The following is a 14,063-nucleotide window of genomic DNA, read 5'->3' on the forward strand; positions in this document are numbered from 1 at the left end:
GTCTCAGGTGGACCCGGGTGCCCCGTCCCCGCGCACGAGCACCTCGACCGTGAAGTGCTCCTCGTAGCCCTCGACGACCAGCTCGAGCGGCCGGCCGGAGGAGCGGGAGAATCCGGTGCCCTGGAGGGGCAGGTCGGTCACCACCCGGCGGGCGGTCCACGAGGTCCACCAGCCGTCGGGCAGCCACACGGCCGGCCGCCCCGACTCGAGCACCCGCACGCGCCCGGCGCCCTCGGTGGTGAGGCGCAGCCAGACGCGGTCACCCGTCCCGGCGTCGACCCGCAGCCGTCCGTCGGCGTCCAGGTCGTCGCGGCCGTAGCGGGCCACGCTCACGGTGCTGCCCGCCAGCGGGTCGGCGCGCACGACGCCGACCGGGGTCGACACGGCCATGGGCGGAGCGGCCGCGAAGTCGAAGTCCTCGTGATCGACGGGCACGTAGGCGAGGAGCGTCGCCCCGGCCGTGGGGCCGGGCACGGCGGGCGCGGTGACGGCGACGACGCCGGTGCCCTTGCCGGTGCGCAGGTCGCCGATGCTGGCGCCCGCCTGCACCAGCTGGTCGCCGGCGCGCCAGACGCGCTCGTCGAAGGCGTCGGCGACGTCCGGAACGACGGTGACCGGCGCCGGACCGCGGGTCGTCGCGACGTGCGGCCGGACGACGCCCCGGTCGTCGCGCCCCGTGCCGGGCGGGGTCCCGACAAGGAAGAACCGGCGGCCCGGCGGCAGGTCGGGGTCGACCAGGGGGTGGGGTATGCCGTCGTTCGGCACCCGCCAGGCTGCCACCAGCCGGAACCCGCCGATCCACTCCGGGGCGTCCACGTCGCCCAGGGCCTCCAGCGGGAGCGGGGCCTCGTCGACGGGGACGACCCGGGCGTTGCCGACCTGCACCTGCCACTGCCCGGGGTCGAGCGTGGTCGAGACGGAGACCGTGACCTCGCGGCGCCCGCCCGGGCCGGGGACGGCCCCGGCCGGGAGGTCGAAGACCCGCGCCCGCCCGGGGGCGTAGACCAGCCAGCGACCCCCGCGCAGCTCGGGGTCCGCGGTGCGCCAGTCGCCGGCACCGGGCGCCGCCGCAGCCGTGGGCGGCTCGCCGTCGTCGGTGAGGAGCGTGTCGTCCACCTGCACCGACACCTCGCCCGGCGCGCCCGCCCAGACGGTGACGGTCGAGCCGTCGCCGATGCGGACCCGCTGGTGGTGCACGGTCCGGTCGCCGACCGTGTAGGCGGGGCTGTCGCCGTCGACCACGGCGGCGGTCGCGGGGACGACCGGCTCCCCGAGGCCGGTGGCCGGTGCCCGGCGCGGGTCCCCGCCGACCTCGGTCCAGGTCGCCAGCAGTGCCCGGCCCTTGCGGGGCACGTCGCCCGACCAGGTGACGGTCGCGGCCGTGCGCTCGCGGTCCGCCGCCGGGGGCAGGGGGACCAGCCGGCTCACGGGCGGCTCGCCGGACGTCCCGGCGCACGGGAGGTCGACGGTGCGCCCCCGCACCACCAGGTGGGCGGTGGGGGCGACGAGCTGCGCGTCGAGGGCGGGCAGCTCGCACCAGAGCGCGGCGAAGACCGCGGCCCCGGCGCGGGGTCGGGTGTCGAGCAGCAGGATGTCGTCGGCGCGGGCGAGGTCGATGTCGACGGTCTCGACGAGGCGCAGGCCCTCGAGGTCGTCGGGCACCTCGCCGTCGGGGCCGAGGCGCCAGCCGCGCCAGGTCAGGTCGGTCTCGAGGGCGGGCAGGACGGCGCCGTCGACGAGGTGAACGACGGGGACGGTCTCGGCAGGGTCCTCGGTCGCCGCCGGCGGGGGTGCCTCACCCGCCGCCCGGGCCCAGACGAGCAGGCCGAGGACGACGGCGGCCGCGAGGATCCGCCAGGTCCAGGGCCGGTCGGCGAGGGCTGCGGCGCGCCGGCGGAGGCGGTCCTCGTCGTGGTGCTGCCGGCCCGGGTCGGGCAGCCGGTCCAGCACGGCCCGGACCGTGTCGGCCGCCGGCCTGGTGTGCTGGTCGGCGAGCGCCCGCAGCGCCTGCTCCAGCCCGTCACCGGGCGGGACCAGGCGGGCGACGCTGGTGCGGGGCACGCCGATCGCCTCGGCCACCCGCGTCGCCGACCAGCGCTCGACGCGGCGGAGCACCGTGGCGGCGCGCTCGCGGGGCCGCAGGTTGGTCAGGACGTCGCCGGGATCGTCGAGCACGACCAGCGGCCCGGTCGGGTCCTCCCGCCGCCGGGCGGGGGCGGAGCGCACGAAGGTCCGCACCATCCGCAGCACCAGCTCGTCGTGCCCGGCCGCCGAGGGGGCGCCGCGGAAGGTGGCGGCGAGCAGGTCGTCGGCCGCCCGGGCGCCGGCCAGCATCACCGCGGTCCGGTGCAGCCCGGGCGCGTGCCGCCGCACGGTGGCGGCGGGGTCCGGAGTCGTTCCGGGAGGCTGGGGCCCGGCCACCTCTCCAGTCTGCCAGCGTGCGGTGTGGTGGGCGAGGGGTCGAGGGGGGCGGGCAGGTGGTGGGACCCCCGTGGTCACTGCGTGAGGAGCTCGATGCTGAAGTCCTCGTAGTCCTCGACCTCGACCGTGACCTCGATCTCGCGGCCGAGACCCCCGCCGGGCCAGGCCAGCTCCAGCTCGCCGGTCACGGCCTCCAGGGTCCAGCTGGACCACCAGCCGTCGGTGCCCCACAGCGCCTCCGCGGGCTCCCCGTCGACGAGGAAGCGCATCCGGCCCCGACCCTCGGTGGTGACCCGGGCGCCGAGCCAGGGCGCCCCCGCGGCGGTGAGGGTCACACGACCGTCGTCGAGGTCCTCCTGGGTGGCCCCGTCCTGCACCGTCACGCGACCGAAGCCCGGCCACTCGTCGGCGACGGGCGCGGGCTCGCCCGCGGGGCGGACGTCGGGAGGCCGGGCGGCGGCCGCGAAGTCGAAGTCCTCGTAGGGCACGGGCGCGTAGGCCAGGACGGTCGTGGGCGGATGTCCCAGCGCCGGGGGAGCGGCCACCGACACCGGCCCGGGGCCGTTCGGCACGGGCACCGACCACGGATGGCGCAGGGCGCGGACCGCGTCCTCGAGCGTGGTCTCGGGCCACAGCGACGCCGTCTCCTCGCCGCGCACGGCCCGGCCCTCGCCCCAGGAGACCCAGCCCAGGGCCGCCTCGAGATCGCGGACGAGCAGCACCCACGAGCCGTCGGGGATCTCCTGACCGTCCGGCAGCGCGAGCTCGCGCAGCAGCCCGTCCGCGGGCACCTCCCACTGGCCCAGGAGCTGGTGCCCCAGCACCAGAGCGGGCGCCGTGGGGGTGGTGCTCGCGGTCACCGGGTCGAGGGCGAGAGCGGGGACGTCGGCGTCGAGCACCGCGACCTGCAGCGGGACGTCGGTGAGGTCGGTGGTCACCTCGACGACCACGGTGCGGCGCTCGCCGGCCGCGGGTCTGGCCTGCTCCGGGATCTGGAAGGTGCGCAGCGACCCCGGGGCGGGCACCAGCCACATCCCGTCGCGGAGGTCGGGCTGCTGGGTCGACCAGTCCTGGTAGTCGCGAGGGTCGGTGAAGACGGCCTCGCTGCCGTCGAGCTGCCCGGGGGTCAGGTCGGCGAACATCGCGACGATCCCGGCCACGTCGCCGTCGTCCGTCGCGGGGATGCCGTCGACCGTGACCCCGACTTGGCCGGCCCGCCCGGCCCAGACCCGGATGACGCTGTCGGCGCCGACGGAGACCGGGTGCGCGGTCCGCAGCCCGCCGTAGCTGCTCCCCAGCGCGTCCGCCACGTCGATGACCGCGGCGCCGTCCGGCACGGCGGGTGCGTCGCTGGTGACGCCCGAGGGCAGGCGCGCCGCGTAGGGGTCGGACTCCGTGTAGAGCGCCAGCAGGGCGGTCCCGTCGCCGGGCAGGTCCCCCTCCATCCGGAACGTCCCGGTGCTGCCGGCCGGAAGAGGAGTCACCCGGGACACGGGCGGGGAGCCGTCCTGGCCCGCGCACGGCAGCTCGATCTCCGTGCCGTCGAGCGTGATCCGGCCCACCGGCACCTGCAGGTGGTCGTCCTCGGCGGGGGGCATGTCGCACCAGAGCACGCCGTAGGTGGCGATGCCGTAGGGCGCGCCGCCGTTCGTGGGCACCGAGACGACCGCGCTCCGGCGCCCGGGCTCGAGCGGCACCGTGTCGCTGAGCGCCAGACCCATGACGGTGCGCGGTGGGTCGCCCTCGTCGTCGAGGCGCCAGCCGGCGGCCGTCAGGTCGACGCCCGACGCGACCGGCAGGCTGGTGGCGGGCTCGCCCGGTGGCTGATCGTCCTGCCCGGCCTGCACGGCATACCCCAGGAGCAGGGCGAGCGGGAGCGCGATCGCGGCCACCTGCAGGAGACGAGGACGTCGCCGGACGGGAGCGGCCGTCCGGGTCTCGAGCTCGGCAGCCAGGGCCGCCTGCAGGTCGGACCCGGCGAGGGCGTGCTGGTCGCCCTGCGCGGAGAGCGCCAGCTCCAGCCCGGGCACGGCGGGCACCAGGCGCTCGAGCCGACCGCGGGAGACGCCGACGGCGTCGGCGGCCCGCTCGGGGTCCCAGTGCTCCACGCGCAGCAGGGCCACGGCGGCGCGGGCCCGCGGGGAGAGCCGACGCAGCACGTCGCCCGCGTCACCGCCCGGTGGGAGCAGCGCGTCGCGGCGGCGTCGGGAGGTGCGGACGAACCGTCGGACGAGGTCGCGCTCGAGGCGGTCGCCCGTCTCCGGGCCCTCCAGGACGTCGGGCGCCCCGGCGAGGACCTCGGCGGTGAGACGGGTGGCGTCCTGGGAGTCGCCCGTGAGCAGGGCAGCGAGCCGGTGCAGGTCCGCGCCGTGGGCGCGCGCGAGCACCTCCCGACCCCCGTCGGACACCGTCGTCATGACGTCATCGTCGCATGCGGGAGGGGCACGGCCGGGGGTCATTCCCGGACGGTCAGCACCTCGATCTCGACGCTGCCGGGGGAGTAGCCCTCGACCTCGATCCGCAGCTCCGCGGCCCGGTCGAGTCCCTGCACCCAGGCCACGGGCACGACCGTGCCCGGTCCTCGGTCCACGAGGTCCACCAGCCCTCCTGGTCGACGCCCCAGCCCTCCGCCGGCGCCCCGTCGACGAGCAGTCGCAGCCGCCCGGCGCCCTCGGTCGTGACCTGCACGCCGACGGTGCCCTCGTCGAGCGGCACGTCCTGGACGGCGCCGTCGCTCAGGCCGGACGGGTCGAGGACCCGGTCGACGACGACCTCGCCCCGCACCGCCGCCATCGGGTCGCCCGCCAGAGGAGCCCGGGCCGCAGCGAGGTCGAAGTCCTCGTAGGGCACGGGCACGTAGGTGGCGACGACCGCCTCCTCGCCCTCCACCGCCAGGACCGCCACCTGCACGCTGCTGCCAGGACCGAGGTCGGGCAGGCTGGCGAAGGCTGTCGGCTCGAGCAGCGCCGTGAGCGCGACGGCCGGGTCCGGGACGCAGGTGCGCTCGACCTCCGCACCGTCCACCACGACCCGTGCCGTGGCGACCATCCCGGTGCTCCCGGGCGAGGGGCAGACCAGCACCCAGGTGGTCGGGTTCCCCTCCGTCAGGTCGTCCGGGAGCGCGAGCCGGGTGCCCACGCCCGTGCTCGGGACGGTCCAGGCCGCGGCGAGCCGGTGGCCGGCGTGCCACTCCGGCAGGTCGGCCGCGAACGCGGGCAGGTCCGTGCGGTCCACGGGCTCCAGGGCCGCGGGCACACCGGCGGTCGCCAGCACGGCCACCTGCCAGTGCGAGTCGCCCGCGCGGGGGACGACGGTGACCGTGACCGTGCGGGTCTCGCCCGGCCCGGGCAGGACGTCCCCCGGCAGGGCGAGGGTGCGCCGCTGACCCGGGGCGAAGGCCGTCCAGACGCCGTCGCGCAGCTCGGCGTCGGCGTCCTGCCAGGCGTCGCCGTCGGCCGTGATCCGGACGCCGTCGACCTCGACCTCCAGCCCGCCGGGGATGCCGCGCCACAGCTCCAGCTCGCTGTCGCTCGTGAGCGTGACGGTCGCCGACCGGGCGGTCCCGCCCGGGGCGGGGCCGGCCGCGCTGGTGGGGTCGAGCACGACCGCGTCCTCGCCGTGCCCGGGCGGGTTCAGGGGCGGGTCGGGCCAGCCGGGGGAGTCGTACTCCGCCCAGGAGGCCTCGCGGTAGACGCCCAGGACGGCCTCGCCCCGGGCGGGCACGTCTCCGGTCCAGGTCGCCTCGAGCGAGACGTCCTCGCCGGGCGGCAGCGGCACCGGGGTGACGTCGGTGGTCGAGCCGGTCCCGTCGGCGGGCGGGGGTGCCTCGTCGCCGCCGAGCAGCTGCATACCCGAGACTCCGACGACGACCGCGGCGACGGCCGCCGCGCCCGCAAGAGCGGCACGGTGCCGGCGCCGACGGGAGCGCTCGGCGCGCAGGTCGGCGAGCAGGTCACGGGGAGCCGGAGCAGGCTGGTCGTCGGCCATGCCCCGCAGGACGGAGCGCAGGTCCTCGGTCGTGGGTGCCATCACCGCCCCCTCTCCTCGGCGACGACGTCGTCGAGATGGTCGCTGACGCGCAGCGCGGACAGCGCCCGCGAGTGGTGCGACTTCACCGTGCCGACCGCGACACCCAGGGTGCGGGCCGTCTCGGCCTCGGTGAGGTCGGAGAAGTAGCGCAGGACGACCACGGCCCGCTGCTGCGCCGGCAGGGCGCGGACCGCCTGCTAGAGCGTGAGACGGGTCGCGACGTCGGGTCCGGGACGCTCCGGAGGCTCGGGCAGCTCGGCGGTCGGCATCTCGCCGTGCCACCGACGGCGGCGATCGGTGAGGTACGCGCGGACCACGGTGGTCCGGGCGTAGGCGAGGTGGTTGTCCTGGATCCGCGACCACGCGCCCCAGACGCTCAGCAGCGCCTCCTGGAGCAGGTCGCGGGCGGTGTGCGAGTCGCCGGTCAGCAGCACCGCGGTGTGGTGCAGCGTCGCGCTGTGGGCGAGGACGAACTCCTCGAACCCAGGGCTTCTGCCTGCTCTCATCGTGACCTCCTACCCCTAGGACGACACGGGCCGAGCAGAGGGTTGTCACGCGCCGCCGAAGGGCAGCACGACCGGCCCCTTCACCCCCTCGCGGTCGAAGGCCTCCTTGGCCCGCTCCCGGATCTCGCGGGGTATGGCGTACTGCTCGCCCGGGCGGGTCTTGACGAAGACGCGCAGCGTCATGGCGCCGTTGGAGACCGACTCCACCCCGGCGACGGTGGGCGGCTCGATGAGCTTGTCGGCCCACTGCGGCTCGGCGGCGATCTCGTCGACGACCTGCTGCAGCAGCGGCAGCACCCGGCGCGGGTCCTCGGCGTAGGAGACCTGCAGGTCGACGGTGGCGACCGCCCAGCCCTGGCTCTTGTTGCCGATGCGCACGATCTCGCCGTTGCGGATGAACCAGACGACCCCGCTGGCGTCGCGCAGGCGGGTCACCCGCAGGCTGACCTCCTCGACCGTGCCGGTCGCCTCGCCGGTGTCGATGACGTCGCCGACGCCGTACTGGTCCTCGATGATCATCATGATGCCGCTGACGAAGTCCTTGACGAGCGACTGCGCACCGAAGCCGAGGGCGATGCCGCCGATGCCGGCGGAGGTCAGCAGGGGCGCGAGCGGCAGGCCGAGCTCGGCCATTACGGTGAGCACGGTGATGCTCGCGATGACGAAGGTCGAGATGCTGCGCAGCAGCGAGCCCATGGTCAGGGCCCGCTGGCGACGGCGCTCGAGGTTGGCGCCGGTCGCGCGGTCGAGGACGCGCTCGATGCTGCTCCGCTCGTGCTCGTCGGCCCGGTGCACGGCGCGCGAGACCAGCGTGCGGATCGAGCGGTTCACCAGCCAGCGGAGCACCAGGGCGCCCAGCAGGATGAGCAGGATGCGCAGCGGCGCACCTGCGAGCCAGTCCAGCGTGCTGTCCCAGGAGTCGAAGGGCGAGGGGAGCATCGGCATACCCCCATTCAACAGGGTTCACCCTGGACGGGAGCCGGACGCGGCGCGTCCCGCGTGGTGCGGACGACGCAGCCCGCCGAGCCTGAGAGACTAGGGGCTCGCCCACCCCGCACACCCCCTGAGAGGTCGACCTGTGACCGAGCTGAGCCCCCGCCTCGCCGAGCTGGCCCGCGCCTACGGCGTGGCCACCGAGTTCTGGGACTGGCAGGGACGGCACACGCAGGTGAGCGAGGAGACGATCCTGGCGGTCCTGTCCGCGCTCGGCGTGGAGGCCGGCAGCGAGGAGGCCGTCGAGGCCGCGCTGCTCGACGTCGAGCTCGCCCCCTGGCGCCGCCTGGTGCCGCCGGTGGTCGTGACCGTCGAGGGCCGGGTGCCCGCGGTGCCGGTCCACGTCTCGCCCGAGGACGAGGCCACCGCCACGCTCCTGCTCGAGGACGGCTCCTCGCGCGACGTCGCGGTGCTGTCCGCGGAGGACGCGCCCGCCCGCGAGGTCGACGGCGCCCCCGTCGAGCGCCGCGTGCTCGCCCTCGACGAGTCGCTGCCCCTGGGCTGGCACACCCTGGAGGTCCGCGCCGGCGACCGCCGCGCCCGCACCTCGCTCGTGGTCACGCCCGCAGCCATCTCGCTGCCGGAGCCGCTGGAGCGCCCGGGCAGCCAGAGCTGGGGCCTGATGACCCAGCTCTACGCCATGCGCTCGGCCGACTCGTGGGGCATCGGCGACCTGGCCGACCTCGGCGACGCCGGCGCCTGGGCAGCCGGCCTCGGTGCCGACTTCGTGCTCGTCAACCCGCTGCACGCCGCCGAGCCGGTGCCGCCGATCGAGCCCTCGCCCTACCTCCCGACGAGCCGCCGCTTCGTCAGCCCCCTCTACATCCGCGTCGAGGACGTGCCGGAGGTCGGCTACCTGTCGGCCGCCGAGCGGCAGCTGGTGGAGTGGCACGCCGACGACGCGCGCCGCTACCTCGACCTCGACTTCATCGAGCGCGACGCCGTGTGGATGGCCAAGGAGGCCGCGCTGCGGATGATCTTCCGCCAGCGCCGCTCGCTGCGCCGCGCCCGCGCCTTCAACGCCTTCGTCGAGCGCGAGGGCCAGGGCCTGGTCGACTTCGCGACCTGGTGCGCGATCGTCCAGGTGCACGGCACCTGGTGGCGGCAGTGGCCCGCCGAGCTGCAGGACCCGCGCTCGACCGCGGTCGAGAGCTTCCGCGAGAAGCACGCCGAGGAGGTCGAGTTCCACCTGTGGCTGCAGTGGATCCTCGACGAGCAGCTCGGTCGCGTGCAGCGCGACCTGCTCGACACGGGGATGTCGCTCGGCGTCGTCGCCGACCTCGCCGTCGGCGTGCACCCCGACGGGGCCGACGCCTGGTCGCTGGGCGAGGCGCTCGCCCGCGGCGTCACGGTCGGCGCCCCGCCGGACCAGTACAACCAGATGGGCCAGGACTGGAGCCAGCCGCCGTGGCGGCCCGACCAGCTCGAGGAGCTGGCCTACGCGCCCTATCGCGACATGATCCGGGCCGCGCTGCGCCACAGCGGGGGCCTGCGCGTCGACCACGTCCTCGGGCTCTTCCGGCTCTGGTGGATCCCGCAGGGCATGAGCCCCCTGCACGGCACCTACGTGCGCTACGACCACGACGCGATGATCGGCATCCTGCTGCTGGAGGCGCACCGGACGGGTGCCGTCGTCATCGGCGAGGACCTCGGCACGGTCGAGCCCGGCGTGCGCGAGTACCTCCGCGACCGCGGCGTCATGGGCACCTCGATCCTGTGGTTCGAGCGCGACTGGGACGGCGACGGCGGCCTGCTCGACCCCGAGCAGTGGCGCGAGCTGTGCCTGGCCACCGTCACCACCCACGACCTGCCGCCGAGCGCCGGCTACCTGCAGGGCGTGCACGTCGAGCTGCGCTCGCGCCTCGGGCTGCTGGAGCGCCCGCTGGAGGAGGAGCTCGCCGAGGACGCCCGCTCCCGCGAGGAGGTGCTGGCCGACCTGCGCCGCCGCGGCCTGCTCCGCCCCGGCGCGGCGGTGCCGCAGCAGGTGGAGGCGCTGCACGCCTTCCTCACCCGCACCCCGGCCAAGCTGCTCGGGGTCAGCGTCAGCGACCTCGCCGGCGACACCCGTGTCATCAACCAGCCGGGCACCGACGAGGAGTATCCCAACTGGCGCGTCCCGCTCGCCGGCCCCGACGGCAGCCGCGTGCTGCTCGAGGAGCTCTTCACCTGGCGCTCGGCCCGGCGGCTCGCGCGGACGGTCAACCAGGGGGACTGAGCGTCTCCCGCTGGCGGCCGTCCGCTCGGAAGTCGATGCGGACGACCGCCCGCCGCGGTGTGGGGCGCGAGACGACGCGCAGGCCCGCGGCCTCGAAGGTCGGCACCGTGCCGACGTGGAGCTCCTCCTCGATCGCCGCGGTCGTGACCATCGGGTAGGCCTCCAGGGCTCGTGCCCCGCGCCGGCGGGCGTGCTCGATGGCGGCCCGGGCCAGGGCGCGGCTGATGCCCTGGCGGCGGTGGCCTGCACGCACGAAGAGGCAGGTCACGGCCCAGACCGTGTCGTCGGCGCGGTCCTCGTCACGGTCCTTCCACGGCACCGTGAAGACCCGCACCAGCCCGGGGTATGCCGTGCGCGGCTCGACCGCGCACCACCCGACGGCCACGTCGCCGACGTAGGCGACGAGCCCGCTCGTGGCCGGGGCGTCCGGGTCGTCGCAGGAGGTCTGGTCCTGCAGCCGGGCCGCGCGCTCCTCGGCCGGGAAGCCGCCGAACGACTCACCCCTGCCGAGCTTGTAGCGCTGGCAGAAGCAGCGGCTGGCCGGTCCGCGGCGGCCCAGGAGCCCGAGCAGGTCGTCGCAGCCGGCCTCGTTGGCCGGCACGATGCGCAGCGGTTGCTCGGACGTGGTGGTGTCCTCGCTCGTCATGGCTCTCACCCGCTCCCGGTCGGAGCCAGCGTCCCACGGGCGGGGCGTCGGCGGGAGGAGCGTCGGCGGAAGGCGGGAGGGGGCTGGGCCCGCGCGCCTGCGGCGGCATGCCAGGTCGTGGCCCGGCGGGACCTCCGGCGTCAGACAAGGTTGTGCCGCGCGGGCAACGTCGTGGGGCTTGCTTCTGCGGCAGGACGTTGCCTGGGTGGAGGTGGAGGTCGCCTGGGCGGCACAACCTTGCCCGACGCACGGCATACCTGTGCGGGCGCTCGACACGCGACCTGCACCATCCGCGCCTGCTCGGGCAGGCGCAGATGTCGCACATCCGGTGTCGAGGTCGAGGGTCAGGCGGGGCAGGCAAGGTTGTGCCGCGCGGGTAACGTCGTCGGGCTTGCCTCCGCGGCAGGACGTTGCCTCGGCGGAGGTGGAGGTCGCCTGGGCGGCACAACCTTGCCTCGGCGCACGGCATACCCCCCGCGGGCCGGAGGCTCGACACGCGATCTGCACCATCCGCGCCTGCTCGAGCATGCGCGGATGTCGCGCATCCGGTGTCGAGCCGAGCGCGCCCCTGGACGACGCACGAGCCCGGCCGCCCCGAAGGGCGACCGGGCTCGAGGCGTCAGACGTCAGGCGCGGGCGTCGGCCGCCTGGGCCTGGAGCGCGCGGGCCACGGCGTCGCGGTTCTCCGCGATCGTGCGACGCAGCGAGTTGGACACGTCCGGGTGGCTGTCGAGCCAGGCCTGGGTCGCGTCGCGCAGCTCCGGCGAGGCCAGCGCCATCGGGTAGAAGCCGACGGCCAGCGACTCGGCGATGTGGTGCGTGCGCTGCTGCCAGACCGACTCGATGACCTCGTGGTAGCGGGCCACGTAGGGCTCGAGCAGCGAGGTGTCGTGCACCCAGCCGAAGCCGAGGGCCATCGCGGCGAGGACCGCGTTGGAGAGCCCGTCCTGCTCGACGGCGGCCTCCCACGCGGCCTGCTTGGCCTCGGGGGTGGGCTGCGAGGCGCGGGCGCGGGCGGCCTTCTCGCGGCCGGTCGCGGTGTTGTCGCGCTCCTGCTCGGCGGCGATCTCCGCCTCGCCGGCGGCACCGGCCGCGACGAGCGAGGTGAGCAGCGCCCAGCGCATGTCCTGGTCGACCTCCAGGCCGGGGAGCTCCTGCTCGCCGGACAGCAGGCCGCGGACACGGGCGACGTCGTCCTCGGAGCGGGCGAGCGAGGCCCACGCGGTGACGAGCTGCAGCTGCGCGTCGCTGCCCGGCGCGGCCTGCTCGGCGACGGCGCGCAGGCCGGCGGTGAGCTCGGCCACGACGTCGGAGCGGTGCGTCGGCGCGGTGTAGGTCAGCGCCGCGGTCGTCACCTGCTGGATGAGGACGCGCAGCAGCGTCGAGTCGCTCTCGCCCGGCAGTGCCTGGAGCACGAGCCGCACGTAGTCGGTCGCCGCCATCTCGCCGTCGCGGGTCATGTCCCACGCGGCGCCGAGCACGAGGGCGCGGGGGAGCGAGTCGGTGAACGCGCGGACGTGCTGCAGCGCGGTCTGCAGCGAGCGCTGGTCGAGACGGATCTTGGCGTAGGCCAGGTCGTCGTCGTTGACCAGCAGCAGGTCGGGCATCGGGCGGCCGACGAGCTGCGGCACCTCGGTGCGCTCGCCGTCGACGTCGAGCTCCTCGCGGGCGGTGCGCACGAGGGCGCCGTCCACGAGGTCGTAGCAGCCGACCGCGAGACGGTGCGGGCGCTGGGTCGGGTGCTCCTCCGGGGTGGTCTGGAGGATCGCGAGCGAGGTGATCGTGCCGTCCTCGGCGACCTCGACCTCGGGGGTCAGGGTGTTGACGCCGGCGGTCTCCAGCCAGACGCGGCTCCAGGAGCTGAGGTCGCGGCCGCTGGTCCTCTCCAGCTCGACGAGCAGGTCGGCCAGCGTGGTGTTGCCCCACGCGTGCTTGGCGAAGTAGGCGCGCAGCCCGTCGCGGAAGGGCTCGCGGCCCACGTAGGCGACGAGCTGCTTGAGCACCGAGGCGCCCTTGGCGTAGGTGATGCCGTCGAAGTTCACCTCGACCGCGGCGAGGTCGACCATGTCGGCCGCGACCGGGTGGGTGGAGGAGAGCTGGTCCTGCTTGTAGGCCCACGCCTTCTCGGCGGTGCCGAAGGTGGTCCAGGCGTCCTTCCACTCGGTGGCCTCGGCCTGGCAGGTGGTGGAGGCCCACTCCGCGAAGCTCTCGTTGAGCCAGAGGTCGTCCCACCACTTCATCGTCACGAGGTCGCCGAACCACATGTGGGCCAGCTCGTGCAGGATCGTCAGCGCCCGGCGCTCGACCAGCGCCTCGGTGACCTTGGAGCGGAAGACGTAGCTCTCGACGATGGTCACGCAGCCCGCGTTCTCCATCGCGCCCATGTTGTATTCCGGCGTGAAGATCTGGTCGTACTTGGTGAACGGGTAGGGCTGGTCGAACTCCTCCTCGAAGAAGGCGAAGCCCTTCTTGGTGACGTCGATGATGTTGTCGGCGTCGAGGTAGGGGCGCAGGCTCTTGCGGCAGAAGACGCCCAGCGGGATCTCGCCGGCGCGGGTCGGCACCGAGTCGCGGACGACGTCGTAGGGGCCCGCCACGAGCGCGGTGATGTAGGAGGAGATGCGCGGCGTCGCGGCGAACTCCCAGCGCGCGACCTCGCCGCCGTCGACGTTCGCGGCGTCCGGGGCGGCGACCGGCTCGGGCGTGGGCTCGTTGGAGATGACCTGCCAGTGCGCCGGCGCGGTGACCGTGAAGGCGAAGGTGGCCTTGAGGTCGGGCTGCTCGAAGACGGCGTACATCCGGCGGCTGTCCGGCACCTCGAACTGCGTGTAGAGGTAGACCTCGCCGTCGGCCGGGTCGACGAAGCGGTGCAGGCCCTCGCCGGTGTTCATGTAGCGACCGGTCGCGTCGACGGTCAGCTCGTTGCCGGCCTGCAGGTCCGGCAGCGTGATGCGGCCGTCGGCCCATACCTGCGCAGGGTCCAGCTCGCGCCCGTTGAGCACGACCCGCTCGACGGAGGCACCGACGAAGTCGATCCACGTCTCCGCGCCCGGCTCGGCGCAGGAGAACCGGACCGTCGAGGTGGTCCGGAAGGTCTCCGGGCCGGTCGTCAGGTCGAGCGCCACCGCGTAGGAGTCGGTGGCGACGAGCTGCGAACGCCTGGTCGCCTCGTCGCGGGTCAGGTTGGTGCCGGGCATGCGTGGTTCTCCTCGCAGGTGAATGGGTGGTGCGGAGGTATGCAGCAGGCCGGGTC

8 protein-coding genes and 1 pseudogene are annotated in these 14,063 nt (G+C 75.2%); 1 reads left to right on the plus strand and 8 read right to left on the minus strand.

The window, feature by feature from the left end:
- Positions 1–3 precede the first annotated feature (3 nt).
- The 6 genes and pseudogenes from FB476_RS04855 to FB476_RS04880 all read right to left on the minus strand — a co-directional run bounded on the left by FB476_RS04855 (position 4) and on the right by FB476_RS04880 (position 7,901).
- The gene (locus FB476_RS04855) at positions 4–2,421 is read right to left on the minus strand and encodes a sigma-70 RNA polymerase sigma factor region 4 domain-containing protein (RefSeq protein ID WP_141817778.1); all 2,418 of its coding nucleotides are present in this window, start codon (positions 2,419–2,421) and stop codon (positions 4–6) included.
- 74 nt (positions 2,422–2,495) lie between these two features.
- Positions 2,496–4,838, minus strand: a complete 2,343-nt coding sequence (locus FB476_RS04860; protein ID WP_141817779.1) for a sigma-70 family RNA polymerase sigma factor — start codon at positions 4,836–4,838, stop codon at positions 2,496–2,498.
- A gap of 52 nt (positions 4,839–4,890) precedes the next feature.
- Entirely contained in the window at positions 4,891–6,450 is a 1,560-nt protein-coding gene (locus FB476_RS04865; RefSeq protein WP_141817780.1) for a hypothetical protein, read from the minus strand.
- Positions 6,450–6,635, minus strand: a pseudogene (locus FB476_RS04870) (sigma factor-like helix-turn-helix DNA-binding protein); the annotation flags it as partial. The pseudogene FB476_RS04870 and the gene FB476_RS04865, both read right to left, overlap by 1 nt.
- 12 nt (positions 6,636–6,647) lie before the next feature.
- Positions 6,648–6,956 (minus strand): sigma factor, encoded by a 309-nt coding sequence (locus tag FB476_RS04875; protein WP_141817782.1) that lies wholly within the window; start codon positions 6,954–6,956, stop codon positions 6,648–6,650.
- A gap of 45 nt (positions 6,957–7,001) precedes the next feature.
- Positions 7,002–7,901, minus strand: coding sequence for a mechanosensitive ion channel family protein (locus tag FB476_RS04880; protein ID WP_141817783.1), 900 nt, complete (start codon positions 7,899–7,901; stop codon positions 7,002–7,004).
- A gap of 133 nt (positions 7,902–8,034) precedes the next feature.
- Here FB476_RS04880 and malQ point away from each other — a divergent pair, with 133 nt between their 5' ends.
- On the plus strand, positions 8,035–10,164 hold the full coding sequence (gene malQ / locus FB476_RS04885; RefSeq protein ID WP_141817784.1) for a 4-alpha-glucanotransferase: 2,130 nt from the start codon (positions 8,035–8,037) through the stop codon (positions 10,162–10,164).
- On the opposite strand, the gene FB476_RS04890 is transcribed toward malQ, so the two are convergent.
- Both FB476_RS04890 and pepN read right to left on the minus strand, forming a co-directional pair.
- A complete protein-coding gene (locus FB476_RS04890) occupies positions 10,148–10,810 on the minus strand; it encodes a GNAT family N-acetyltransferase (RefSeq protein WP_141817785.1) in 663 nt (220 codons plus the stop codon). The two genes, malQ and FB476_RS04890, sit on opposite strands and share 17 nt — an antisense overlap.
- Before the next feature lie 626 nt (positions 10,811–11,436).
- Positions 11,437–14,007 (minus strand): aminopeptidase N, encoded by a 2,571-nt coding sequence (gene pepN, locus FB476_RS04895; RefSeq protein WP_141817786.1) that lies wholly within the window; start codon positions 14,005–14,007, stop codon positions 11,437–11,439.
- Between the last annotated feature and the right edge of the window lie 56 nt (positions 14,008–14,063).

Source organism: Ornithinimicrobium humiphilum, assembly GCF_006716885.1.
Classification (GTDB): domain Bacteria; phylum Actinomycetota; class Actinomycetes; order Actinomycetales; family Dermatophilaceae; genus Ornithinicoccus; species Ornithinicoccus humiphilus.